General features: G+C 74.1%; 22 protein-coding genes. 9 read left to right on the top strand and 13 right to left on the bottom strand.

The window, feature by feature from the left end; translation table 11 throughout:
* Positions 1-1524, bottom strand: coding sequence for an ArnT family glycosyltransferase (locus RTG05_RS01080; protein ID WP_166527089.1), 1524 nt, complete (start codon positions 1522-1524; stop codon positions 1-3).
* A gap of 283 nt (positions 1525-1807) precedes the next feature.
* Between RTG05_RS01080 and RTG05_RS01075 the strand changes: the two genes are divergently transcribed.
* The gene (locus tag RTG05_RS01075; protein ID WP_315912200.1) at positions 1808-3454 is read left to right on the top strand and encodes a long-chain fatty acid--CoA ligase; all 1647 of its coding nucleotides are present in this window, start codon (positions 1808-1810) and stop codon (positions 3452-3454) included.
* Between the two features lie 123 nt (positions 3455-3577).
* Positions 3578-4936 carry a glycoside hydrolase family 6 protein gene (locus RTG05_RS01070; protein ID WP_208104733.1) on the top strand — a complete coding sequence of 453 codons (1359 nt, stop codon included), beginning with the start codon at positions 3578-3580 and terminating at the stop codon, positions 4934-4936.
* A 110-nt stretch (positions 4937-5046) separates the two neighbouring features.
* On the opposite strand, the gene RTG05_RS01065 is transcribed toward RTG05_RS01070, so the two are convergent.
* The 6 genes from RTG05_RS01065 to RTG05_RS01040 form a co-directional block, all read right to left on the bottom strand.
* Positions 5047-6522 carry a glycosyltransferase family 39 protein gene (locus RTG05_RS01065; RefSeq protein ID WP_166527088.1) on the bottom strand — a complete coding sequence of 492 codons (1476 nt, stop codon included), beginning with the start codon at positions 6520-6522 and terminating at the stop codon, positions 5047-5049.
* A gap of 113 nt (positions 6523-6635) precedes the next feature.
* On the bottom strand, positions 6636-8300 hold the full coding sequence (locus RTG05_RS01060) for a glycosyltransferase (protein WP_166527087.1): 1665 nt from the start codon (positions 8298-8300) through the stop codon (positions 6636-6638).
* 6 nt (positions 8301-8306) lie between these two features.
* A complete protein-coding gene (locus tag RTG05_RS01055) occupies positions 8307-9611 on the bottom strand; it encodes a family 8 glycosyl hydrolase (protein ID WP_166527086.1) in 1305 nt (434 codons plus the stop codon).
* Positions 9601-11046, bottom strand: coding sequence for a glycosyltransferase family 4 protein (locus RTG05_RS01050; RefSeq protein ID WP_166527085.1), 1446 nt, complete (start codon positions 11044-11046; stop codon positions 9601-9603). Before RTG05_RS01050 ends, RTG05_RS01055 begins: the two co-directional genes overlap by 11 nt.
* Positions 11043-11774 carry a dolichyl-phosphate beta-glucosyltransferase gene (locus tag RTG05_RS01045; protein ID WP_166527084.1) on the bottom strand — a complete coding sequence of 244 codons (732 nt, stop codon included), beginning with the start codon at positions 11772-11774 and terminating at the stop codon, positions 11043-11045. Before RTG05_RS01045 ends, RTG05_RS01050 begins: the two co-directional genes overlap by 4 nt.
* Positions 11775-11826: 52 nt before the next feature.
* Entirely contained in the window at positions 11827-12318 is a 492-nt protein-coding gene (locus RTG05_RS01040; protein ID WP_166527083.1) for a GtrA family protein, read from the bottom strand.
* A 504-nt stretch (positions 12319-12822) separates the two neighbouring features.
* On the opposite strand from RTG05_RS01040, the gene RTG05_RS01035 reads away from it, so the two are divergent.
* Positions 12823-13956 (top strand): glycosyl hydrolase family 8, encoded by a 1134-nt coding sequence (locus RTG05_RS01035; RefSeq protein WP_166527082.1) that lies wholly within the window; start codon positions 12823-12825, stop codon positions 13954-13956.
* A gap of 4 nt (positions 13957-13960) precedes the next feature.
* Here the strand turns inward: RTG05_RS01035 and RTG05_RS01030 are convergent, their stop codons facing one another.
* Complete coding sequence (locus RTG05_RS01030) at positions 13961-14290, bottom strand: rhodanese-like domain-containing protein (RefSeq protein WP_315912555.1); 330 nt, start codon at positions 14288-14290, stop codon at positions 13961-13963.
* A 60-nt stretch (positions 14291-14350) separates the two neighbouring features.
* Positions 14351-15973 carry a methyl-accepting chemotaxis protein gene (locus tag RTG05_RS01025; RefSeq protein WP_166527080.1) on the bottom strand — a complete coding sequence of 541 codons (1623 nt, stop codon included), beginning with the start codon at positions 15971-15973 and terminating at the stop codon, positions 14351-14353.
* 106 nt (positions 15974-16079) lie between these two features.
* On the opposite strand from RTG05_RS01025, the gene RTG05_RS01020 reads away from it, so the two are divergent.
* Both RTG05_RS01020 and RTG05_RS01015 read left to right on the top strand, forming a co-directional pair.
* On the top strand, positions 16080-16604 hold the full coding sequence (locus RTG05_RS01020; RefSeq protein WP_166527079.1) for a PH domain-containing protein: 525 nt from the start codon (positions 16080-16082) through the stop codon (positions 16602-16604).
* Positions 16601-18124, top strand: coding sequence for a PH domain-containing protein (locus tag RTG05_RS01015; protein ID WP_315912199.1), 1524 nt, complete (start codon positions 16601-16603; stop codon positions 18122-18124). The genes RTG05_RS01020 and RTG05_RS01015 overlap by 4 nt, the downstream gene beginning before the upstream one ends.
* Positions 18125-18219: 95 nt before the next feature.
* On the opposite strand, the gene RTG05_RS01010 is transcribed toward RTG05_RS01015, so the two are convergent.
* Positions 18220-18909 (bottom strand): response regulator, encoded by a 690-nt coding sequence (locus RTG05_RS01010; RefSeq protein WP_166527078.1) that lies wholly within the window; start codon positions 18907-18909, stop codon positions 18220-18222.
* Positions 18910-18968: 59 nt separating this feature from the next.
* On the opposite strand from RTG05_RS01010, the gene RTG05_RS01005 reads away from it, so the two are divergent.
* From RTG05_RS01005 to RTG05_RS00995, 3 genes are all read left to right on the top strand, one after another.
* Positions 18969-19703, top strand: coding sequence for a sensor histidine kinase (locus tag RTG05_RS01005; RefSeq protein ID WP_166527077.1), 735 nt, complete (start codon positions 18969-18971; stop codon positions 19701-19703).
* Between the two features lie 203 nt (positions 19704-19906).
* Positions 19907-20767 carry a manganese catalase gene (locus RTG05_RS01000; RefSeq protein ID WP_166527076.1) on the top strand — a complete coding sequence of 287 codons (861 nt, stop codon included), beginning with the start codon at positions 19907-19909 and terminating at the stop codon, positions 20765-20767.
* Positions 20768-20861: 94 nt separating this feature from the next.
* On the top strand, positions 20862-21059 hold the full coding sequence (locus RTG05_RS00995) for a hypothetical protein (protein ID WP_166527075.1): 198 nt from the start codon (positions 20862-20864) through the stop codon (positions 21057-21059).
* Between the two features lie 129 nt (positions 21060-21188).
* Here RTG05_RS00995 and RTG05_RS00990 read toward each other — a convergent pair whose 3' ends face one another.
* A complete protein-coding gene (locus RTG05_RS00990; protein WP_166527074.1) occupies positions 21189-22832 on the bottom strand; it encodes a monocarboxylic acid transporter in 1644 nt (547 codons plus the stop codon).
* Positions 22825-23220, bottom strand: a complete 396-nt coding sequence (locus tag RTG05_RS00985) for a DUF485 domain-containing protein (protein WP_166527073.1) — start codon at positions 23218-23220, stop codon at positions 22825-22827. The genes RTG05_RS00990 and RTG05_RS00985 overlap by 8 nt, the downstream gene beginning before the upstream one ends.
* Positions 23221-23479: 259 nt before the next feature.
* Between RTG05_RS00985 and RTG05_RS00980 the strand changes: the two genes are divergently transcribed.
* Positions 23480-24694 carry an MBL fold metallo-hydrolase gene (locus RTG05_RS00980; RefSeq protein ID WP_315912198.1) on the top strand — a complete coding sequence of 405 codons (1215 nt, stop codon included), beginning with the start codon at positions 23480-23482 and terminating at the stop codon, positions 24692-24694.
* Between the two features lie 128 nt (positions 24695-24822).
* Here RTG05_RS00980 and RTG05_RS00975 read toward each other — a convergent pair whose 3' ends face one another.
* A complete protein-coding gene (locus tag RTG05_RS00975; protein WP_166529411.1) occupies positions 24823-25470 on the bottom strand; it encodes an HAD family hydrolase in 648 nt (215 codons plus the stop codon).
* Positions 25471-25497: the final 27 nt, after the last annotated feature.

Here is a 25497-nt window from a genome sequence, read left to right as displayed (position 1 = left end):
TCAGGGGGTGAGCTGCCAGACCACCCACCGGTGGTCCCCGTCAGCGGTGTCGACGACCGCTTCCTGCTCGTAGCCGAACGAGGCGATCTCCTGCTGCAGCTGCCGGCCGATGGTGGTCTCGCCGTCGAGGACGACCACCCCGAAGTACCCGTCCGACAGCGCCGCGCGGAACGCGGGGAGGTCGGCCTGGCCCTCGTACTCGAAGGCCCCGTCGTAGGTCCCGATCCACTGCCACGGCTCGGTCCGGTCGCCCAGCGCGTACTGCAGGGGCTCGGGGTTCTCGCCCGCGATGCGGAACCCGGGCGAGTCGACGACCAGGGGCCCGACCGCGTCGGCCAGTCGTGCGGTGTCCGGCCAGCTGGTGAAGATCGAGGCCGACACCGACTGGCCGTACAGCACGGCCCAGATCAGCCCGACCACGGCGAGCGGGGCGCCCCACCACCGGCGGATCAGCAGCGAGCACAGGTACCCGCCGAGGACCGCGCCGAAGACGAGCCCGAGGACGGTCGACTTGTACAGCGAGACCGACTCCCCGGTGTGCACCTGGTACAGCGGGGCCGCGACGCTCGCGACGAGCAGCACGGCGCCGAGCACGGGACGGCGGCGCAGCAGCACCAGTCCGCCCACCAGGCCGACGGCGATCATCGGACCGGCCTCGGCGGCGATCCGCGCGAGCAGCTCGGTGGCGGGCAGCGGCATCAGGCTCTGCCGTTCGATGGTGCTGGCGACCACGCCCGACACCAGCGACCGCGCCCAGGTGCCCGCGCTCACGGCGAGCAGGGCCAGGGCGGTGAGCCCAGCGACGACGCTCACCGCCAGCCCGCGCAGCCGCCGCGCCGGCTCGTGCAGGGTGGAGGCGGCGACGGCGAGCAGGACGAAGGGCGCGTCGATGGCCGAGGCGTACTTGAGCGCGACGGCCAGGGCGAGCAACCCCCCGACCAGGACCGCCCACCACCGCTCCCGCCCGTCGTCGCGACGGGCTGCCCAGCACCCCACGGCGAGCGCCCAGGCGACGGCCGCGATCGACGGGGCGTCGAAGGTGGCGAAGCGGGTGAGGACGAGGACCGGACCGCTCGCGGCGAACACGAGGGCGGCGAACGCGCCGACGCCCAGGTGCCCCGGCCCGCGGAACAGGGTGGTGGCCGTCCAGTAGACCGCGGCGGTCGCGCTCAGCATGCACAGGGCTGAGAACAGCCGGACCAGCGTCAGCCCGCCGATGCCGTCCAGCAGGGCGGCGAACACGGGGTACAGCTGGGGTGCGCCGGTGAACCACTGCTCGGGGTCGCCGTCCATCGGGACGCCGTCGACCCACGAGTCGATCATCCACTGACCGTAGGAGAGGTACAGCGCCTCGTCCTGGAAGGGCGAGTTCTGCAGCCGGGCGGCCGACACGGCCTGGACGAGCAGGAGGAGCGCCAGGGGGAGGTACGGCAGCGCCCGTGAGCCGTAGGACGGCGGCGTGGTGACCGCGGTGGTCCTCGTGTCGGACCTGCCGGCACCCTCGATCGGCCTGGCAACGGCCATGGCGGTGTCCCCCGAACCCCGTCGACTGGTACCTGCGGACGCCACGGAGGAGCCCCTGGCCCCTCGCCCCGGCCCACCGTCGCCCGGACCGTCGGTGACGGACGGGTGCGCAGGCATCCCCAGCGTCCTCCCCGGGCGCGCACCGGGCAAGGGCCGCACGGGCGTCCGGGGTCGGTGAGAGCAAGGACACGGAACGCCTCGTGCCCGCCCCGTCGCCGGTCGTCACCACGGCCAGGTGGACGGCGACGACCGGGGTCCCGGGCCCACCCGCCCGGCATGGAACGTGAGCGGCGTCACTGGCACGATGCTGACCATGCGCGGGCTCATGCAGGACACCCCCCTGACCATCGACGCGATGTTCCGGCACGTGGAGCAGCACTACGGCGACGGGACGATCGTCACCGCGGGCCCCGGAGGGGTCACCCGCAGCACCTACGCCGAGTGGGCCGAGCGCACCCGGCGGGTGGCCGGCGTGCTCGACACGCTCGACATCGGCGCCGACGGCCGGGTGGGCACCTTCGGCTGGAACAGCCAGCGGCACCTGGAGCTGTACTTCGGCGCCCCGAGCAGCGGCCGGGTGCTGCACACCCTCAACGTGCGGCTGTTCCCGGAGCAGCTGACCTACATCACCAACCACGCCGAGGACGAGGTCGTCTTCGTCGACCGCACCGTGCTGCCCCTGCTGTGGCCGCTGGTCGACACGATGAAGACCGTCCGGCACGTGGTGGTCATGGACGACGGCGGGGACAACGAGATCCCGGACGACCCGCGGGTGCTCGACTACGAGACGCTGCTCGCCGACGCCCGGCCGGTCGACTTCGGTGTCACCGACGAGTACTCGGCGGCCTACATGTGCTACACGAGCGGCACCACGGGCAACCCCAAGGGCGTCGTGTACTCCCACCGGTCGACCTGGCTGCACACCATGGGCGTGATGGCGCCCAACGCCTTCGGCCTGGGCATCCGGGACGTCGCGATGCCGGTCGTGCCGATGTTCCACGCCAACGCCTGGGGCATCGCGCAGGCCGCGCCGGCCGCCGGCGCGTCGCTGGTCATGCCCGGCTCGATGATGCAGCCGAAGGCACTGGCCGACCTGATCGTCGACGAGGGGGTCACCTTCACCGCCGGCGTCCCGACGATCTGGCAGGGCGTGCTGCCCCACCTGGCCGGCCGGCCGCACCGGCTGCGCGACATCGGCTGTGGCGGCTCGGCGGTGCCCAAGGCGCTGTCCGAGGCCTACCGGGAGCAGGTCGGCCTGCCGATCCTGCAGGCCTGGGGCATGACCGAGACGCACCCGGTGGCCTCCTCGGGGATCCTGCCGACCCGCTTCGACGAGCTGGACCACGAGGGCAAGGCCGCCCAGCGCGCCCGTGCCGGCATCCCGTTCCTGGGCGTGGAGGCCCGGATCGTCGACGCCGAGACCCTCGAGCCGCAGCCGTGGGACGACCAGGCCACCGGCGAGCTGCAGGTCCGTGGGCCGTGGTGCGCGCAGGACTACTACAACCCGGACGCCGGCGTGGAGCTCACGACGCCCGACGGCTGGATGCGCACCGGTGACGTCGCGGCGATGGACGCCTTCGGCTCCATCCGGATCGCCGACCGCACCAAGGACCTGATCAAGTCCGGCGGCGAGTGGATCAGCTCGGTCGACCTGGAGAACGCGATCATGAGCCACCCGAAGGTGAAGGAGGCCGCGGTCGTCGGCGTCCCGCACCCGAAGTGGGACGAGCGTCCGCTGGCCTGCGTCGTCCTCCGTGAGGGCGAGACCGCGACCGAGGAGGACATCCTCGAGCACGTCAGGCCGCTGGTGGCCAAGTGGTGGGTGCCCGACGCGGTGGAGTTCATCGACGAGGTGCCCAAGACCAGCGTCGGCAAGTTCTCCAAGAAGGACCTGCGCGCCCGTTTCACGGAGTTCCCGGTGCGTGGCTGACCCCCCGTCGGGTGAGGAGGGGCCACCCGTCGGGGTCGACTTCGCTCACCCTTCGGAGGAGATCAAATACTCTGTGTAGCCACAGGTAGTGACTTCTCGAATTCGGTCAACTACTTTGTGCTCATGGTGCTTGCCCCGCCCGCCCCCCCGTCCCATCGCGCGGCCGACACGTCGCGGGCTGCCCGCAGGCACCGGGCCGGACGAGGTCGCCGGCTGCTGTGGACGTCCGGCCTGGCCGCGGCGCTGCTCTGCGCCGGCGTGGTCACCCCGACGCTGGTGGCGCCCGAGGCCCCCGCCACCCAGCAGCCGGCCCTGGAGCAGGCCCGCAAGGCCCGCACGTGGTCCTCCGCAGCACCGCGCGTGCGGTCGGTGCCGCCGCGGACGGCGACCGCGACCACGGCTACTCCGGTCACCTCGACACCGGCGCCGACGGCCGGCGCCACCGCACCCGAGCAGACCACGACCGCCCTGCCACCGGACACGCCGGCCACCACCGCGACCGGTGGGTCCACGCCCACCTCGCCCGGCACCACCGCACTGACGGCGCCCGGGACGGCCGGGACGCCCGGGACGCCCGGGACGACGGTGGCCGCGGTCCCGGCCCCGACCGCCGTCACCGAGGCGGCGACGGGCAACCCGTTGGCCGGCATGACGTTCCACGGCCCGAACGCCGGTGCGGCGCAGGCCGCGGCCCAGCCGGGCCGCAGCGCCGAGGACACCGCCGCGCTCACCGAGCTGGCCCGCACGCCCACGGCGACCTGGTTGGGGGCGTGGAGCGGTGACGTGACCGCGGCGGTGCGCCAGTCGGTGGCCGCCGCCCGTGCCGCCGGAGCGGTCCCCGTCCTCGTCACCTACAACATCCCCGGCCGGGACTGCGGCGGGTACTCCGCCGGCGGCGTCGGCTCCTCCGCCGCGTACCTGCAGTGGGTCCAGGCGGTGGCCGCCGGCATCGGCACGGCGCAGGCCGTCGTGGTCGTCGAACCCGACGCCCTGGCCCAGCTGTGCGGCGACCCGGCGGAGCGACTGTCCGTGCTGCGGTCGGCCGTGGACCTGCTCGAGGCCAACCCGGGCACCGTCACCTACCTCGACGCCGGGCACTCCAGCTGGGTCGCCGCCTCGACCATGGCCGAACGGCTGCGGGCGGCCGGCGGGACCGCCGCGGACGGCTTCGCGCTCAACGTGTCCAACTTCCAGACCACGGCGGCCAACGTGGCCTACGGCCGGCAGGTCTCGGCGCTCCTGGGCGGTGCGCACTTCGTGGTCGACACCAGCCGCAACGGCAACGGCCCGGGCAGCGACTGGTGCAACCCGCCGGGCCGCGCGGTCGGCGAACGCCCGACCGCGGCGACCGGGCAGGCCCAGGTGGACGCCTACCTGTGGATCAAGCGTCCTGGTGAGTCCGACGGCACCTGCAACGGCGGCCCCACTGCCGGCACGTTCTGGGACAGCTACGCGATCGGGCTGGTGCGCGCCGCAGCGTAGGGACGGCCCCCCCGCAGGGGCCCGCGCCGGGCAGGTGACGTGCTGGAACGGCCCCCTCGCAGGGGCCCGCGCCGAGCGGAGCGAGGCGTGGGGGGCGAGGGGGTCCTCCTTCAGTCCGGTACGCCGTCGAGCTGACCGGCCGGGGGCAGCTCGCTGTAGCCGACGCGGTAGACCAGCAGGCGCAGCCCCGGGGACAGCTCCTGGGAGCTGATCCGCTCGAAGCGGCCCTCGAAGTGCTGGAACACCTGTTCCTCGTAGCCCTGGTCGTAGCTCAGCACCAGGTGGAGGTACTGGTGCCCGGCGATGAGGGAGTCGACCTGGCCCGGCAGCGCCGCCGCGTCGAACGCCGGTGTGGCCTCCTGCCGGTCCCAGACGGGGAGGGTGGAGACCCGCGCCGCGCCGTCGTAGTAGTACTCGAACGGGTAGACGGTGAACGGCGAGCTCAGCACCACCACGTCCTGCGGCGTGGCGTCGTCCTCGACCAGCCGGGCCGCCGCCCGGTAGTCCTCGTCGACCGGCGTGTCGGGGTTGGCGGCCTGCACCACCGTGCCGAGCACCGTGACCACGAGCAGGGTCGCGGCCAGCGCGCGGGCCACCGGCCGGGTGAGGCCGCTGAGGAACCGCAGCACGACCAGCAGCAGCGCCGGCAGTGCGGCGACCATGTAGCGGCTCAAGAAGAACGGCGTCACCAGGTGGCTGACGGCGAAGGCCAGCAGCACCGGCACGAACGCGGCGGCCAGCAGGTAGGCCGTCGCCTTCTCCAGCCGCACGCCGACGCGGACGCTGGCCAGCGCGGCCAGCACCAGCAGCGGCCAGGAGGAGAGCAGGATTGCGTTGATCGCGTCGCTCTGGAAGCCGAACAGGAACTGCGAGTAGACGTTGGCCAGGTCGATCGACGAGGGCTCGGGCAGGGACGGGCGGGTCTCCGAAGCCGAGCCGTTGGCCCGGAAGAACAGGAACCACGGCACGTAGGCCGCCCCCACCAGCGCGGCCACACCGGCCATCGCCGGGACGGCGGTCCGCGGCAGCCGCCGCCACAGGAACAGCACGAAGAGGCCCTGCGTCACCAGCACGAAGACGAAGAAGTAGTGCACGTACACGCCGACGACGGCCGCTGCCGCGTAGCCGACCCACGCCGTCCAGCGACCGGTCTGCACGACACCCAGGAAGGCGAGCTGGCTGACCAGGGTGACGAGGACCAGCAGCGAGTACATGCGCGCCTCACCCCCGTACCACTGGAGGAACGGCGAGCAGCTGAAGACGACGAGGGCGAACAGCGCCCACGGACGGCTGAGCACCTTGCGGGCGACCAGGTAGAACACCGGGACGGAGGCCAGCAGGAACAGCAGCGACAGCAGCCGGGCGGTCTCCACGTCGGGGCCCAGGACCAGCCGCCACGTGCGCAGCAGCACGTGGTAGAGCGGGACGTGCACGTCCTGGGCGATGACCCGGAGCATGTCCTCGTAGGTGCGGTTGGTCTGCCAGAGGCTCTGCGCCTCGTCCAGGCGGATGGAGTTCCGCAGGTACTCCACCCGCGCCCCCAGGACGACCAGGCCGAGGCAGAGCAGGTGCACGAAGGCCACCACGAGGGGGTCCCCGCCCCTGCGGGGCACCACGAGGGGCGACTCGTGGTTCCCGCGGGCACGGGGGCCGCCCGGTCGGGACGGTCGGGCCGACCGCAGGTCGGTGGACACGGTGCTCACGGCGATCCTGCGCTCCTCGCGGCGACGAAGTCGTGGGCCGGCTGCAGGACCGGCTCGACCGACGGCGTGGGACGCGGCGTCGGCCGGCCCACGGCGGCCGGCGTCCTGGGCGACGGCGCCGGGGCGGTGACGGGCACTGCGCCGCGGGGCGCACGGGACGGCGAGGCGGCGACGATGAACGGCACCGCGATCGCGAGGTGCACGGCGAGCCAGGTGACGTTGGCCGTCAGCGAGGCGCTGGCGCCCTCACGGGCCACCCCGACGACCAGGGCGGTGACCGCGAGGCCCGCGTAGGCGAACTGCGGGACCACCAGCCGGAGGAAGTTCGGCCGGCCACCGTCGGAGACCGTCTTGCTGGTGACCGCGAACGACGTCTTGCGGTTGGCCAGCACCGCCGCCATCGCGGTGATCTGCAGCCACCAGGCGCTCAGCGAGAAGGAGATGGCCTGGTAGCTGTAGGTGAAGTTGCTCGTCCGCTGCAGCACGTACAGGTTGATCCACATGTACGGCACGAAGGCCAGCGCCAGGGTCATCGTCGAGGTGACGATCGGGGTCTCCCCGGTGAGCAGGAAGACGATCGGGATGAGCGCGTCGACCAGGATCACCGAGCCGGAGAGGTAGTAGCTGGCCGAGAGCAGGTACTGCAGCTTCTGGGCGGTGCTCAGGCCCTCCCGGGTCAGCGGGTTGTACTTGAAGATCACCTCGAGGCTGCCGCGGGTCCAGCGGAACTGCTGCTTGTAGTAGTTGAGGAAGTCGTCGGGGGCCAGGCCCTGGGCCAGGACCTTCGGCACGTAGACGCTCTTCCAGCCCCGCTCGTGCATGAACAGCGAGGTGAGGAAGTCCTCGGCGATGTTGAACTCGCACATGCCACCGGCGTCGGCGATGGCGCTGCGCCGCACGGCCATGTTGGTGCCGCACATGAACGCCGAGTCCAACCGGCTCTTGCCGGCCATGATCGGCCCGAAGAACAGCGTCTGCTGGTCCCAGGCCACCCGGGTGATCCGGTTGTGGTCCTGGTTGGCGTAGAACTGCGGCGTCTGGACGAAGCCCATGTCGTCGGCCACGAAGTACCCCATGACCTCCGTCAGGAAGTCCGCGTCAGGGACGTGGTCGGCGTCGAACACGACGAAGTAGGAGCTGTCGGTGCAGGAGAGGGCGTGGTTGATGTTGCCCGCCTTGGCCCCGCCCGGCGTGGTCCGGGTGATGCACCGGATGCCCAGCTCGTGGGCGAGGTCCTCGACGTCGCGCCAGTCGTCCTTGCCGGCGACCAGCCCGTCGTTGAGCAGGTACACCGTGAACGGCGTCGGGTAGGTCATGTCCCGGGCGGCGCGTGCCGTCTCGCGGACGATGTCGACCGGCTCACCACACACGGTGATGAAGACGTCGACCCGGTCGGCGAAGGCCGGGTCGAACGGCCGGTCCGTGTCGCGCCCCCAGACCGTCCAGCAGTAGCCGATGATCTGCACCAGGTGGAACAGCTCGGTGGCGATCAGGAGCGACAGCAGCAACGTGTTGCCGTGCTCGAAGGCCAGGCTGATGACCAGGGTGTAGGCGACGGCGAGCGCCACGTTCGCCACGAGGAAGCCGCGGTTGGGCTCGTACCGGAGGAACGTCCGGGTGTCGGGTCGGGCGGCCGCGGTGCGACCAGGGGGTGGTGACACGTGCGCCTACTCCTCGGTGACGTTCAGGTCGGGCAACTCGTCCAGGTGCAGGGCCATCCCGAACCACACCCAGGTGGCGTCGTGGTGGTCCAGCTGCACGGTCAGGTCGCCGGTGTCGGTGTCGTAGAGCGGCAGGAGTTCCGTGGCGTACACGTCGTCGGCCAGCTCGGGGGCGACGGTGGTGAAGTACCCCATGGCCCCGCCGTACAGCGCCGGGGACTCCTCGCCGGGGACCGGGCTGCCGTCGCGGTCGTAGGCGGCCGGCAGCCGTCCGCGCTCGGTCCAGCTGTCGGCGAGCACGTCCTGGCGCTGCAGGAGCCGCAGCGCCCGTGGCTCCTGGTTCCAGGCGTGGTCCAGTGCCAGTCGCCACGGCGACCGCAGCGCCTCGGTCCCGAACCCGGTGCCCAGCTCCTCGCCGGCCGCGCGGTACTCCCCGGTGCGGCGGTCCAGCTCGACCCAGTCCGGCGGCAGCCCGCTCGGGCGGGCGGCGTCGAGCGGCTGCTCGGCCAGCTCCTCGAGCAGGGTGTAGGAGCTGTCCACGAGGGACGCCCAGTCGTGGTCCGGGTCGACCTCGGCGAAGACGCGGTAGGCGTAGGGAGCCACGTGCGAGGGGTTGACCAGCACGTCACCGCCGTCCGCCCGCTCGCGGTCGGTGGCCGCGAGCACCGGCTCGCCGTCCACGACGACGACGGACCGCGCCCAGACGGCCTCGATGACGGGGACGGCGTCGTAGAGGTGGTCGTCCTCCTGCCAGCGCGAGTAGGCCATCAGCAGGGCGAACGCGACGTCGACGTCGGCCCCGGTCACGGAGTCCTCACCGCCGAGCTCGTCCTGGACGCCGAAGCTCCCGTCGGGGCGCTCCCCGAACCGCGAGGCCAGCAGGGAGTCCTCCCGCTGCAGGTTGTCCTTGGTCCACTGCCAGCTGTCCGCGAACGTCTGCTGGTCGTCCATCCACACCGCGCGCAGCATGGTGTCGGCCTGGCCCTGAGAGGTGCTGACCCCGTCCGCGGTGGTCATCGTGCGGTTGGTGTCCGCCTGGACGTGGTTCTCCCGGTAGGCCCGCCACAGGTCGGCCAGCATCGTCTTCTCCGAGGCGACCATCGGGCGGTCCGCCGCGACCACGGCGACGGCCCGCTGGACGTCGTCCGCCGCGCGGACACCGACGGTGACCACCGCGGCCGCGGCCACCACGGCCGCGACGACCGTGCGGCGCCGGCGGCGGCGCTGACGGGTCCGGCGTCTGTCCTGCGAGCGCAGCAGCGCGTGGTCGCCCGGGCGAGGGCCCGAGGCGACGGGGGTGTCAGGCCGCATGCCCGCCACCACGCGCGTCCTGTCGTGCCACGGCCACGGGGTGCCGGTCGTCCAGCAGGTCGGCGTGCCGGGCCACCAGCACGCTCACCGACGGGTCGTCGCGGTGGATGCCCAGGCGGACGAGGATCCCCTCGACGTCGCCCTCGTCGGCCCCGGTGAGCAGGGCGCGCACGGTGTCGCCGTCGGAGACCCACACGTCACCGCTGCGCCGGGAGGACTCCCACCCCTCGGGCAGGGCGGACTGCTGGACGCTGAGCACGACCACGAGGTCGTTGCCCGATCGACGCTCCCGGTCGCCGGACCGCCGCCGCTCCAGACGCGCACGCTCGGTGTCCAGCGCCTGCAGCACGCCGTCGGCCGTCCGCGCCCAGGTGAACCGCGCGGCCCACGCCCGTGCCCGCTGCCCGAACGTCCGGGCGACGGCGGGGTCGGTGAGGGTGACGAGCGCCCGGGTGATGGCCTCGGCCAGGACGGACGGCTCACCGTCGACGAGCCACCCGGTCTGGCCGTGGCGGACGGTGTCGCGCAGACCGCTGACCCGCCGCGCGAGCACGGGGACGCCGGCCGCGTTGGCCTCGACCAGCGACACGGCCCAGTCCCCGCCGTCCGAGGCACTGACCGCCAGCCACGCGGTGCTGAGCAGCGTGTCGCGCCGGGCGTCGGAGAGCCGGCCGTGGAAGACCACCCGCGCACCGGTCTCCCGAGCCCGCGCCACCAGCTCCCGGCGCGCCGGGCCGTCACCGATGAGGTGCAGCTCGGCGTCGGGCAGCCGTGCCTGCACGTCGACCATGGCGTCGACGAGGGAGTCCAACCGCTTGTACGGCGTCAGACGCCCGACCACGACGATGCGCGGGGCGGCCGAGCGCTCCCCCCGGACCCCCAGCGTGTCGGCTCCGCAGGGCACGACCCGGACCGGTCCGTCGAAGCGCAGGCGCCGGCGCACCTGCGTGCGCCCCGAGGGCGAGAGCACGACCACGGGCCGTCGCCGGTACACCCGCCGGCTCGCGGGCCCCTCGAGCCACCGGGCCAGCCGGGCCGCGAGGGGGCGCAGCGCCCGGGTGAAGAGGTCCTGGTGCACGTGGTGCACCAGGAGGACGACGGGCGTGTGGCGGCGGGTGACCAGCGGGCTGAAGAAGGGGATGCCGTTCTGCGAGTCGACGACCGCGCCGACCGACGACCGGTGCCGGAGCAGCCACAGCAGCGCCAGTGGGTAGACGCTCCACCAGCGGCCGAGTCGTCGGATGGTGTACCCGTCGACGACCTCCCGTGCCGGGGTGTCGGCCGGGCGGCTGGTCACCAGCACGACGGAGGCACCGCGGGCGGCCAGCTCGCGGGCCAGACGCTCGCAGTACAGCTCCGCGCCGCCGGCCGAGCGGTGCCGCCGGTCGCGCCAGTTGAGGACGACCAGGGTCGAGCCGGGTGTCGAGCGCCTCACGACATCCTCGCCAGGGACGCGCGGACGGCGGCCACCTCGGACAGCACCCGCCTGCCGTGGCTCCACACGTGGAAGGACGAACCGGCCTGGTCGGTCCAGCGGACCGGCACCTCCACGACCGGCAGGCCGAGCCGGTGGGCCACCGCCAGGACCTCGACGTCGAAGGCGAAGCCGTTCACGGTGACCCGGCGGAACACCTGTTCGGCCGCCTCGGCGGAGAAGAACTTGAAGCCGCACTGGGTGTCGGCGACCTGGCCCACCAGCGGCCGGGTCAGCATCCGGAAGGTCGACGAGCCGAACCGACGCACGAGTGGCTGGGGCACCACGTAACTCGCACCCGGGGCCCGCCGGGAGCCGATGACGACCGGGGCACCCCGCTCCAGGTGGGCGACGACGTCGGTGAGCACCTGTGGGGGCGTGGACAGGTCGGCGTCGCAGAAGCCGCGCCACCGGGCGGTGCCGGCCAGGATGCCCCGGCGTACCGCGGCGCCCTTGCCCTGACGGGCGCACCCGATGAGACGCAGCGCGACGTTGTCCGGACTGAGCTCGGCGACCTCGTCGACGACCTCGGCCGACCGGTCCACCGAGCCGTTGTCGACCACCGTGACCCGCGCGTCCACCGGGAGGGTGGCCAGGTGGTCCGCCAGGGCCCGCAGGGTGGCCCCGAGCCGGGCCTCCTCGTTGTAGGCGGGGACGACGACGTCGAGATCTGGCGTGCGCTGGCTCACCGGCGGGCACCTTCCACGAGGAGCGGGGACGAGGGGGTGGTCGACGGAGCGGTCACCCGCGGTCAGCGAGTGGCGTGGGGATCGGACCGGCCAGGTCCGGGACCGGATCGAGGACGTCCACGGCGGTGGGGACGGTGGGTCGTCGCGCGAACACCAGGCGCGAGCTGAGGACGAAGGTGGCGGCCGCGCTGGCCACCGTCGCTGCCACGGCGCTGTGCAGGGGAGGCAGACCGACGACACGCAGGGCCGTGGAGAAGCCCGCGGCGTTGACGCCGAACCCGAAGGCGGCCGAGCCGTTGAACAACGCCGCCCGCCGGGCGAGGGAGCCGACCGTCTGCCGGCCGACGGGGCGCCGGTCGGACCAGGTCCAGTAGTAGCTGAGGAAGAAGTTGACCTGCGTGGCGACGAGGAAGGCGACGACGTTGGCGACCTCGGGTACCGACCACGGCAGCACGGTCTGGAAGACCGCCAGGTGCAGAGCCGTCACGGCCAGCCCGGCGGCGATGAACCGGGTGGTCGCAGCCCGCCACAGCACGTGCAACATCAGACTTCTCCCTCACCGGCGAGGTCACCGGACGTCTCGGGAGCAGCCCCATGATCGACACCCCCCGTGGTATCCGGACCGAAGCTACAAGCGGGGGGAAGTGGGCCGGTCCCGCAGCTCAGCGGCCTCTCACGGGTGGCAGCACCCGGGTCACACACGGTCAGAGACGCGCACGGCGACGGATGACCCCCGCCACAGGTGAACGCTCCCGAGGAGCGTTCCAGATCACATGACGGGCGTCACAGCGGTACCAATGCGCTGATCACGGCCGAGTGGGTCTCTCGCGAGGACGCCTCGGTGAGGGGAGGTGCGTGACTTCCGTAACAGTTCCATAACGAATGTCCGCGATCGGCCCTGTAGCTTGCCCGGCGTGCCTGTCGAGACCACCCCGGGTGTCGGGCGCGGCCCCGGAGCACCGTCCGGCCCGGCCGGAGGTGCGGACAGCGTGTCACCACCCGTCACCCGCGTCGGGTCGGGGCCCTGGTGACGGCCCGCCGGGTCACGGTGGCCACTGTCACCGTCATCGCGCTGCTGGCCGTCCTGGCGGTCGCCCTGTCCACCGTGCGCGGTCGGGGTGACACGGACGCAGCACCGGCCCCGACCACCGGCGTCGTGCCCGTGCCCGCCCAGGAGCTGCGCCCCTACACGGCTGTCGAGGCCGGACGGGCGTTCCTCGGCGGGTACGTGAGCGAGGACGGCCGGGTGGTGCGCACCGACCAGGGCGGGGACACGGTCAGCGAGGGCCAGGCCTACGCCATGCTCGTGGCGGTCGGCCTCGACGACGCCGACGCCTTCGCCCGCAGCTGGAGCTGGACACGGGACAACCTGCAGCGCCCCGACGGGCTGCTCAGCTGGCGGTGGGCCGACGGCCGGGTCGCGGACGAGTCGTCGGCCTCGGACGCCGACCTCGACGCCGCCCGGGCCCTCGTCCTCGCCGGCGAACGCTTCGACCGCTCCGACTACACCGACGCGGGACTGGCGCTCGGACGGGCCGTGCTCGACCTGGAGACCGTGCAGACCCCGGCCGGCCGGATCCTCGTCGCCGGTCAGTGGGCGACCACCCTCCCGCACGCCTACAACCCGAGCTACGCCTCCCCCGCGGCCACCGCCGTCCTGGCGGCCGCCTCCGGTGACCCCCGCTGGGCGGAGCTGGACCAGGGCAGCCGCGCGGTCACCGCTGCGCTGCTGGCCGCCGCGCCGCTGCCCCCGGACTGGGCACAGGTGCGTCGCGACGGCACGGTCGAGGCCATGCCGGGAGCGCAGGGTCGGGGGCAGAGCGTCCGCTACGGCTACGACGCAGCCCGGACCGCGATCCGGTTCGCCGAGTCCTGCGATGCCGCGGACCGTGCCCTGGCAGCGGCCATGGCCGGGCCGCTGGACCGCGGAGGTGACGTCGCCGAGCTCGACCTCGGCGGGTCCCCGCTGACGGAGGGTGAGTCGGTGGTCGCCGCGGTCGCCCAGGCGGCAGCGGTGGCGGCCGCCGGGGACGCCGACCGTGCCGCCCGGGAACTCGTGGACGCCGACCACCTGGCCCAGTCGGTACCCAGCTACTACGGCGCGGCGTGGGCCGCCCTGGGACGCCTCGTCCTCACCGACGACGTGCTGGGGGGGTGCCCGCCGGCACCGGTGGCGCCCTAGGGACTCAGCGCACGAAGGGCTGCTGGCCGGTCTCGCTCACCATGGGCCGGCCGGCGGCCTCCCACTCACCCATGCCACCGCCGACGTTGACGGCGTCGTAGCCGTTGGCGTTCAGCCAGGCGGCGACCCGCGCCGAGCGGCCGCCGCCGCGGCAGGTGACGTAGACCGGGTCGCCCTCGGGCAGGTCGTCCAGCCGGGCCGGTACCTCGCCCATCGGGATGTGGGTGGCCCCGTCGATGTGGCCGGCGACCCACTCGTCGTCCTCGCGGACGTCGAGGACGACGGCGTCCTCGGGCAGCTCGCTGGCGGGCACGGTCGGGACCTGCTGCGGCATCACGGCACCCATCCTGCCAGCGCCCGGACGCAGCCACCCGGGAGCCGGGTGGTGCGGTCGTCAGCCGTGGTAGCGCTGCACCTGCCCCTGCAGCCGGCCGGCCATGAGGGACAGCTCCTGCGCCGCCGCGGAGGTCTGCGCGGCGCCCGACGTGACACTGCGGACGGCGGTGGCCACCGCGTCGACGTTCTGGGCGATGTCACCCGCTCCCGCGGCGGCCTCCGCGACGTTGCGCGCCATCTCGTTGGTGGTCGCGGTCTGCTCCTCGACGGCCGAGGCGATCGTCGTCTGGGCGTCGCTCATCCGCTCGATGATCGCCGAGATCTCGCCGATGGCCTCGACAGCCGCCGTCGTCCCGCTCTGGATGCCCTCGATCCGGCGGGCGATGTCCTCGGTCGCCTTCGCCGTCTCCTGCGCCAGCTCCTTGACCTCGTTGGCGACGACGGCGAAGCCCTTGCCCGCCTCGCCGGCGCGCGCCGCCTCGATGGTGGCGTTCAGCGCCAGCAGGTTCGTCTGCTCGGCGATCGAGGTGATCACCCGGACCACCTCGCCGATCTCCGTGGAGGACCTGCCCAGCTCGGTGACCGTCCGGGACGTGGTGGCCGCCACGGTGACGGCCTGCTGGGCCACGGCCGTGGCGCTGGTGGCGTTCTGCGCGATCTCGCGGATGGAGGCGCTCATCTGCTCGGTGCCGGCGGCCACCGTCTGGATGCCCCCGGAGACCTGCTCCGCCGCTCCGGACACCACCGCCGCCTGGGACGACGACTCCGCGGCCGAGGCCTGCATCGACGCCGACGTCACGGACAGCTCCTCCGACGCGGTGGACAGGGTCTGCACGCCCTCTCCCATGCGCGCCACCACGTCGGCGAGGGTGTCGAGCGCCCCGTCGAGGGCGCGGGCCATGTCGGCCACCTCGTCGCGACCGGAGACCTGCGCGCGGCGGCCCAGGTCGCCCTCGGCGAACGCCGCCGCGACGTCCCCCACGGCCCGCAGCGGCCGGGTCACCGACGAGGCGATCAGCCAGGCCAGGGCCGCGGCGAGGACGACCGCCAGCGCGGTCGAGACCCCGAGCAGGACCTGGGCGGAGTCGGCACGCTCCTCGGCCTGGGCCGCTGCGGCCTCGCTGCGCTGCCGCACGGAGTCGACGACGGCCCCGATCGCGTCGGCCATGGTCACGAAGTGCACCAGCGCCTCGCCGGAGGCGAGCTCCCCGGCGCGCACGGCGCCGCCCGGCTCGGGACTGCGGAACGCCGTGATGATCAGGTGGTCGACCTGGAGGTACTGGGTGAACGCGGCGCGGGCGACCTCCAGCTGGGCTCGTTCGTCCTCGACCAGCGGCAGCGCGGCCAACCGGTCCAGGTCCTCGGTGAAGGCCAGGGTGGAGGCGAGGAACTCCGCGCGCTGGCCGACGTCGTCGGAGGTGGCACCGGGGATGCCCCGGATGGTGTCGAAGGCGTAGCCGGTCTGCCAGCCCGCGAAGTCGGCGGTGCGGAACTTGGCCTGCCCGGCGGCCTCGGTCACGGCCCGCGCGGCGGCCAGGTCGCGGCCGGAGTCGTGCAGCGAGTCCATGCCCGTGAGACCCACCCCGGCGATGACGCCGGTCAGTGCGGTCACCAGGCCGAACCCGACGCCGAGCCGGGTCGCCAACCGGACACCGCGCAGTGACCACCTGCGATCCGTCACGTCCGACTCCTGCCCTCTCGATCGCCCACCAGGGACATCGGCCGATCGCCGCGGTTGTCGAGTCCAACGCCGGGGTCCGGCGGCGGACGCTGACAGGATGGGGGTGATGACCGCCGACGCCGCCGGGCCCGACGCCGGGACGCCCGTCCGCGACCCCGCCTGGCCGCTGTCCCGCTCCGCGATCGGCCTGTGGGTCGTCGAGGGCGTCATCGGCACCCTGTTCTGGGTCGTGGTGGTGGTCGCCGTCCTGGCCTTCCTGCCCGACGGCGGGCCGGCACCGGTGCTGGGCTGGCTGCTGCCCTCGCTGCTCGCCCTGGACGCCGTCGTCACGATCGGCATCCGCCCGTGGGTGCGCTACCGGGTGCACCGGTGGGAGGTCACCGGCGAGGCCGTCTACACCCTCACCGGCTGGCTGACCCGCACCTGGACGCTGGTGCCGATCTCGCGCATCCAGACCGTCGACGTCACCCGTGGCGTGCTGCAGCAGCTGTTCGGCCTGGCCACGGTGGCGGTGCTGACGGCGTCGTCCCAGGGCACGGTCCGGGTGCTGCACCTGGAGGCCGACGTGGCGCAGCGGGTCGCCGACGACCTCGCCCGGCGGGCCGAGCTGGTCCGCGACGAGGTGACGTGAGCCGACCCGAGCACCCCGCCGGGGAACGGGCCTGGCCGGACGCGGCTGCCGGCGACGCACTCGTGCCCGGAGAGCGACCCCGCCGGACCTCGCCGCTGGTGGTGCTGGTGCACACCGCCACCTTCCGGCAGGCTCGCCAGGCGGTGCCGGCGCTCATCCCGGTCGCCGCGGTGGTCGGCCTGGGCGACGGGTTGACCACGGTCGTCGTCCTCGCGGTGGCCGTCACGCTGCTGTCGCTGGCGACCGCCGCACTGAGCTGGTGGCGGTTCAGCTACGCCGACCGGGCGACGGCGGTCGTCGTCACCCGCGGGCTGCTGGCCCGCTCGGTGCGCACGGTGCCCAACGACCGCATCCGCGGCGTGGAGGTGGAGGCCCCGCCGCTGCACCGGCTGCTCGGGCTGGTGCGGGTGCGCATCGACGCCGCCGCGGGCTCGGTCGGGACCAACGAGGAGGAACTGGTCGTCGACGGCGTGCCGCGCGCCGAGGGCGACCGGCTGCGCGCCCGGCTGCTGAGCCGCCGCCCGGCCGCGGCGGACGGGCCCGGCCCGGACGGCCCGGGGCAGCCGGCCGAGGAGGAGATCGCCCGCCTGTCCCCCCGCTGGCTGCTCTACGCGCCGCTGGTCGGCAGCTACCTGGTCGTCCCGGTGGCCGCGGTCGGCACCCTGGTCCGCCTGCTCCAGGAACTCCCGGACGCCGTCGTCCCGGACCTCGCCGGGCCGGAGCCCTCCGCGGGGCTGGTCGTGGCCGTACTGGTCGCCGCCGTGCCGCTCCTGGCGCTGACCGCGGTCGTCGGCGCGGCCGTCGTCAACTGGCGCTACCGGCTGGTGCGCCGCGGCGGCTCCCTGGTGGCTGTCCGCGGGCTGCTCACCCGCCGGCACACCGAGCTGGAGGTCGACCGGATCCGCGGCGGCACGCTCAGCGAGGGGCTGGGCATGCGCTGGGTGCGCGCGGCACGGGTGAACGCCCTGGTCACCGGCCTCGGGCAAGCCAACCGGCGGGGCCAGCTGTTGCCGCTGGGCCCGCGCACCGAGGCGCTGCGGCTGCTGGGCCGGCTGGTCGAGGACCCCGGCCCGCTGACCGGCCACCCGCCGGCGGCACTGCGCCGGCGGCTGGCCCGCGCGCTGACCGCCGGCCTGCTGGTCACCGCCGGCGGGGTCTGGACGACCGCGGCCGCCGGGGGGTGGCCGGTGCTGGTCGCCGGCGTCGTCCTCACGCTGCTGGGCGTGCCGATGGGGATCGGCCGCTTCCGGGCGCTGGGGCACCGGGCGGGGCCGCGGTCGTTCAGCGTCCGCAGTGGCTGGCTGGTGCGCGAGCAGGCGGTCCTGCAGCGGCGCGCCGTCGTCGGCTGGCAGGTGCGGCAGAGCCCCCTGCAGCGGCGGGCCGGGCTGGCCACGGTCCTGGCCTGCGTGGGCGCCGGCAGCGGGGGCTACGCGGCGGTGGACATGGCCGCCGCGGACGTCCCCGGCTTCACCACCGCGGCGTCGTCGGGCTCCTGGGCGGAGACCCTCGCCCCCCGCTGAGCCGTTCACCTCACGGCCGCCCGCGGCGGCGCGTGTCGATCACCGTGCCGGGTAGATGGGCGGCGATGACGTGCGAGACGGCAGCGGCGCGGAACTCACTCCCGCCTGCCGTCACCACGCAGGTGCACCCGGCCGGCGAGCGCGGCGGCCTCCATGCGGGTGGCCACGCCCAGGGTGCGCAGCAGGGCGGCCACCAGCCGCTTCGCCGTCCGCTCGGACACGTGCAGCGTGGTGGCGATCTCCACGGTGCTCGTGCCGTCGGCCACCAGCCGCCACAGCCGGCGCTCGTCGGCGGTGAGCCGCTCGGCCAGCCCCTGCTCCCCGGAGGGCGCGGACTCCTCGAGCAACCGGCGCAGCAGGTCCTCGGGCAGCACCGACCAGCCGTCGAGCACGGCGAGCAGCGGCCGGACCAGCGCCTCGGGGTCGGTGGTCTTGGGCAGGAACCCGGCCGCCCCGGCGCGCAGCGCCTCCAGGACGGCGTCCTCCTCCGCCTGACCGGACAGCGCCACGACCCGCACCGTCGGGTCCGCCCGGCGGATGGCCGCGATCGCCCGCGTGCCGCCCGGCGGCGGCATGTGCAGGTCGACGATGGCCACGTCGGCGTGGTGGCGGCGCACCATCGCGGCGGCCGCCGACGCGTCGTCGGTCGTGGCCACGACGCGCACCCGCCCCTCGCTCACCCCCGGCAGCAGCAGGGCCAGGCCCCGGCTGAACAACGGGTGGTCGTCGACGAGCACGACGTCGACCTCGGGACGGCGCCCAGCACCGGCGTCGGTCGGATCCATCGCTCCCCAGACGGACGGCAGCGCCGGCGCTGCTGACCGGACGCACTCCGGAGGTGCCCATGACCCTCGCCGCCAACCCCTCCACCCCCGCCGAGACCGGTGGCGTGCTGCGCCGCCTGCTGCGCCGCCGAACCCACGACCGGGCCGGCACCCCGGACGCCCCGGCCCCCGACCAGGCACTCGTGCGGGCCCTCTGCCACGACATGCGCTCGCCGCTGGCCTCGCTGGAGGCGCTGCTGGGGGCCCTCGGACCCGCCGGCCCGTCGGCCGGGCCGGCACCGGACCCCCGCGAGGTGCTGGAGCTGGCCCGCGCGCAGACCGCCCACCTGTCCTCGATGCTGCGGACGGCCGCCGCCACGGGCGGTGCGGCCCCGCTGGGCCGCGGGCCGCGCCGGCTGGGTGACGTCGTCCGCGCCTCGGTGGCCGCCGCCGGGCTGCCCGCCGTGCAGCTGACCGTGCGGTTCTGCCCGCACGCCGGGGAGGTCGCCGTCGCCGACGCGCGGGTGCAGCGCATCCTCACCAACCTGCTGGAGAACGCCCACCGGCACGGGGACGGCGCCACCGTCCTGCTCGCCCTCCGGTGCCGTCCCGGCTGGGTCGACCTGGCGCTCACCCAGGCCGTCTCGCGGCCGGAGCGGCTGCTCGGTCACCTGTCCACCGACGCCCCGCCGCCGGACCTCACCGGCCTCGGCCTGTGGTCGGTGCGGCGGCAGACCGCCGAGCTGGGCGGCCGGATCGTGTGGGCCGAGGACGGCACGGCGCTCACGCTGACCGTGCAGCTGCCGGACCGGTGAAGGACCCTCCTGCCCCCCACCGCTCGCACGCTCGCGGCGGGCCCCTGCAGGAGGGCCACGGTCCACTGGCACGAGGGGCCGCACCCGACCGCGGTGTTGTTGGCACCGGGGGGCCAGCGGTCGGCACGGGGGGGCCAGCTGGGGCGGGCAGATCCCGGGTGTCACCGCACCGGCGGTGGCGCGACGACGCCAGGGAGAACCGCATGTTCACGCACACCCACGCCCTGCAGTACGAGGCCAAGCCCGACGGCCCCGACCCGGACTTCGCCCGGAAGATGCAGGAGATCCTCGGCGGCCAGTGGGGCGAGATGACGGTCGCCACGCAGTACCTGCTGCAGGGCTGGAACTGCCGGCTGCCCGGCAAGTACAAGGACATGCTCCTGGCCATCGGCACCGAGGAGCTGGCGCACGTCGAGATGATCATCACGATGATCGACCGGCTGCTCGACCACGCGCCGCTCAAGCCCGACGCCGCCGACCGCACCAAGGAGGCGGCCGCCGGCTACGGGCAGCACAACCCGCAGCACCTGATCGCCAACGGTCAGGGCGCGTCCTACATGGACAGCATGGGCAACCCGTGGACCGGCGCCTACGTCACCGCCAGCGGCAACCTCATGGCCGACTTCATGTACAACGCCACGGCCGAGATGCAGGGCCGCCTGCAGGTCTCCCGCATCTACAACATGACCGACGACCCCGGCGTCAAGGACATGCTGCGGTTCCTCATCACCCGCGACCACATGCACCAGATGCAGTGGCTGGCGGCGGTGGAGCAGCTCAAGGAGGACGGCATCGAGAACATCCCGGTGCCGGAGGCCTTCCCGCTGGAGGAGGAGATCGCCGACCTCGGCTACACCTTCATCGACGCCTCCGACGGCCCCGAGGCCTCGGCCGGCCGCTGGGCGTCCGGGCCGGCCCCCGACGGCCGGGGTGAGTTCCGTGCCCGCCCGATCGAGGCGATGGCCGACGCGCCGATCCTGCCGCCGGGTGACCCGCGGCTGTTCTCCTCGCCCCAGCTGCCGGGGCAGTCGCTGCTGCAGAAGGCCAAGGACCTGCTCACCTGAGCCGATCCGTCCCCTGCGCCGTCGCCGCGCCGGCGGCCGGGTCCCCGCGACCCGGCTGCCGGCCGGCGGGACGCCTCCCCTGGAGGAGAGCACCGTGCACCTGCCCGTCCCCGCCGTCCTGCTGACGGTGGTCTACGCCGCGGCCCTCGCCGTCGCGGTCACCGCACCCGGCCAGCACCTGGCTGCCGGCCTCGTCGTCCTCACCGGCCTGCTCACCCGCTGGGCCGTCCGGCACCGCCGTGCGCACACCGTCCTGGCACCCGATCCCGCACCGGCCCGGGCCGCCGCCTGAGGAGTGTCCTGAACGCGCGAGACGCGCGCCCCCGAGGTGGGGACGCGCGCCACGCAACCGACTGGAACGGCCCGGCTCCCGGGACCCGCCACGAGCGGAGCGAGTGGTGGGGAGGAGCCGGGTCCTTCTTTAGTGCTGGACGGCCTTCTCCGCCCCGATCCCGGTGAACGCCCGGACCTCCAGCTCGGCCCACTTGGGCTCGTCCGGCTTCTCCTTGGACAGCACGGTGCCCAGCCAGCCGAGGAAGAACGACAGCGGGATCGACACCAGGCCCGGGTTGTTCAGCGGGAACCAGGAGAAGTCCACGTCCTGGACCAGCGAGGGGCTGACCCCGGTCGTCGGGTTGACCGGCGCGCCGGACACCACCGGCGAGAAGATGATCAGCGTGATGCACGTGATCAGCCCGCCGTACATCGACCACAGCGCGCCCTGGGTGGTGAACCGGCTCCAGAACAGCGTGTAGAGGATGGTCGGCAGGTTCGCCGAGGCGGCCACCGCGAACGCCAGCGCCACGAGGAAGGCGATGTTCAGCCCGGCCTGCAGCGCCAGGATGCCCAGGCCGATCGAGATGGCCCCGATGACGATCGCGGTGATGCGGGCGACCTTCACCTCGCCGTTCGGCGACACGTCGCCCTTCTTGATGACCGACGCGTAGACGTCGTGGGCGAAGGACGCCGAGGCGGTGATCGTCAGGCCGGCGACCACGGCGAGGATGGTCGCGAACGCGACGCCGGCGATGATGCCCAGCAGCACCGTGCCGCCGAGCTCGAAGGCCAGCAGCGGTGCGGCCGCGTTGACGGCACCGGGGGCGGAGAGGATCCGCTCCGGGCCCACGAGCGCGCCGGCGCCGTAGCCGATGACCAGGCTGAACAGGTAGAAGATCCCGATCAGCCAGATCGCCCAGACCACCGAGCGCCGGGCGTCCTTGGCCGTCGGCACGGTGTAGAAGCGCATCAGCACGTGCGGCAGGCCGGCCGTCCCCAGCACCAGGGCCAGGGCCAGGGAGATGAAGTCCAGCCGGGTGAGGCTGCTCGCGCCGTACTGCGCGCCCGGTGCGAAGACGTCACGGCCCTGCACGGCGTTGGCCGCGGAGTCACCGAGCACCGCGGAGAGGTTGAAGCCGTACAGCGCCAGCACCCACACCGTCATCACCAGCGCGCCGGCGATCAGCAGCGTGGCCTTGATGATCTGCACGTAGGTGGTACCGCGCATGCCGCCGACCAGCACGTAGACGATCATCAGGGCGCCCACGAGGACGACGACCAGCGCCTGGGCCGCCTCGCCGGTGACCCCGAGCAGCAGGGTGACCAGGCCGCCGGCGCCGGCCATCTGGGCGAGCAGGTAGAACAGCGACACCGCCAGCGTGGAGATGGCCGCGGCGGTGCGCACCGGGCCCTGGCGCATCCGGAACGCCAGGACGTCGGCCATGGTGTACCGCGCGGTGTTGCGCATCAGCTCGGCGACGAGCAGCAGCGCCACCAGCCAGGCGACGAGGAAGCCGATCGAGTAGAGGAACCCGTCGTAGCCGTAGACGGCGATGGCGCCGGCGATGCCCAGGAACGACGCCGCGGAGAGGTAGTCGCCGGCGATGGCCAGGCCGTTCTGGGTACCGCTGATGTTGCGGCCGGCGGCGTAGTAGTCCGCGGCGCTGGTGTTGTTGCGGCTGGCCCGGAACGTGATGACCAGCGTGATCAGCACGAAGGCGCCGAAGATGGAGATGTTGACCGCCGGGCTGCCGATCGTGGCGCTCTCGGCCGCGAGCACGTCAGGCACGCGAGGCACCCCCGGTCACCGACGTGCCGCCGTCGCGGGTGCCCCGGGCGTACTCGTGGTGCTCGAGCCGCTCGCGCATCTCGTCGGAGATCGGGTCGGTCCGCTTGTCCGCGTGCGCGACGTAGACGTGGGTGATGACGAAGGTGGACACGAACTGGCCGAGGCCCAGCAGGATGCCGAGGTTGACGTTGCCGAAGACCGGCGTGGCCATGAAGTCCGGGGCGTAGGTGGAGAGCAGGACGTAGAGCAGGTACCAGGCCAGGAAGGCCACGGTCATCGGGAACGCGAAACGACGGAAGCGCCGCTTGAGCTCGACGAACTCCGGGGAGGCCTGCGCCTGGGCGTACTCCTCCGGCGTGAGCAGCCTGCGTTCTTCGGGTGGTGTCACGGTGCGGTCTCCCTGCTCGTGCTCGTCACCTGGTCTGGGTGATCGCGGTCACTCTAGATTCCCGGGCTCCGGAACGGGACCACCGGATGTCGATTCGTTGTGGGCGACCGGACCCGCCCGGGTGGTCCTGCGCCGGCCGCACCGCGGGGCGCGGGCGCCGTCGGGGCGGCCGTCCCGGCCGGGCCACGCCCTCCCGACGGGTGGTGCCACCCTCCTGGAGGACGCCGCCGTCCCGGCCGCGGCTGGGATGCTGGCGGGCGTGCCGTCCACCGCCGTCCGCCGCACCGCGCTCGCCGTCGTCACCCTCGCCGGGCCCGCGACGTGGCTGGCCCGCGCCGCCTGGGGGCTGCCCGTGGCCCTGGGCGCCAGCCAGCGGCGGGTCCGGCCGTACGCCGCCGGGTCGCCGCAGTTCTCCCAGGGTCGCTTCCACAACCGGATCAGCACCCCGGCGCGGCCCCCGGCCAGCGCCCAGCGCGGCCTGCTGCGCCAGGTCCACGAGGAGCGCGACACCGGCCTGCCGGCCCGTCCGGTGCCACTGCGCCGCCCGCAGCTGCCGGCGGAGGCCGCCGAGCTGGCGGTGACCTGGTTCGGCCACTCCAGCGCGCTGCTGGAGGTCGACGGCCGCCGCGTGCTGGTGGACCCGGTGTGGGGCGAGCGGGTCTCGCCGTCGCCGACCATCGGGCCCACCCGGCTGCACCCGGTGCCCCTGCCGGTCGACGAGCTGCCGCAGGTCGACGCGGTGCTGGTGTCCCACGACCACTACGACCACCTCGACCTGCCCACGGTGCGCGCGCTGCTGCGCACCCAGCGGGCACCGTTCGTCGTCCCGCTGGGGCTGGGGGCTCACCTGCGCCGGTGGGGCGTGCCGGAGGAGCGGGTCCTCGAACTGGACTGGGAGGGCGCGGTGCGGGTCGCCGGGCTGACCCTCACCTGCACCGAGGCGCGGCACTTCTCCGGCCGGTTCTTCACCCGCGACACCACGCTGTGGGCCTCCTGGGTGGTCGCCGGGCCGCGGCACCGGGTCTTCTTCGGCGGCGACACCGGGTACACGCCGGCCTTCGCCCAGATCGGCGCCCAGCTGGGGCCCTTCGACCTCACGCTGCTGCCGATCGGCGCCTACAACGACGCGTGGGCGCTCATCCACATGACGCCGGAGGAGGCCGTCCGGGCGCACGGCGACCTCGGCGGCGGCCTGCTGGTGCCGGTGCACTGGGCGACGTTCAACCTGGCCTTCCACCGGTGGGCCGAGCCCGTGCAGCGGCTGGTCGCCGCGGCGGAGCGCTCCCAGGTGCGGGTGGCGGTGCCGCAGCCGGGCCAGCGGGTCGACGTCGCCGGCCCGCCGCCGCTGGTCGACTGGTGGTCCGAGGTCGGTTCACCGGCCGGGGCGCCGGCCCGCGAGGGCGACGGCGGGGCGAGCAGCTCGGTGGTGGCCCGGGCGGCGTCCTGGCTGACCGCCCGCCGCCCGGCCGACTAGAGGAGGACCCCCGTGCCCCCCGCCAAGAAGGACCTTCCTGCCCCCCACCGCTCGCGAGCTCGCGGCGGGCCCCTGCAGGAAGGCCGTAGGGCTCGCGGCGGGCCCCTGCACGGGGGCCGGGACCGAGGTCAGGGCAGCAGGCGGGCGACCTCGGACAGGTCGGCGGCCTCCACCTGCGGCGTGCCGCCCTGCGGGTCCAGTCGGTGGCCGGGGCGGCGCAGCCGGACGACGTCGATCCCCGCGGCCAGCGCACCCCGGACGTCGCGGGCCGAGGTGGCCACGTGCAGCAGCCGGCCACCGGCCCGCTCCCGCGCCCGCAGGTACAGCTCCGGCGCCGGCTTGTAGGCGCCCAGCCGCTCGGAGGTGAGCACGTTGGCGTCCTCGACCAGCGGGGCCACCCGGGTGCGGGCGAAGACCGCGTCGTCCACGTTGGACAGCACCCCGACCTGCGCCCGCGCGGCGAGCAGCGGGATCCCGTCGGCGACGTCGGGCCACAGCGGCCAGTCGGCCACCGAGTCCAGCAGCGCGACGACGTCCGCGTCGGCGTCCCGGGCGACCCCCAGCTCGGCGTAGGCGGCGGCGAGTGCCCGCCGGCAGTGCTCGGCGAAGGGCACCCAGGCCGGCTCGTCGCGCTGGGAGGCCTTGTTGGCCGCGTCCCACACGTCGTACAGCCGCTCGCCGGGGGCGCCGGTGATCCGGGCCAGCGCGGCCGAGCCACCGGTGCGCGAGTCGATCAGCGCGCTGAACAGGTCCAGGGTGACGAGCACGGCCCGCATCATGCCCGTCCCCGGCCCCGCTGCAGG

Origin of the sequence: Geodermatophilus sp. DSM 44513, from assembly GCF_032460525.1 — a bacterium.
GTDB lineage: Bacteria > Actinomycetota > Actinomycetes > Mycobacteriales > Geodermatophilaceae > Geodermatophilus.
Note: the sequence above shows the minus strand (reverse complement) of the source record. Positions and strands in the feature narration are given on the sequence as shown.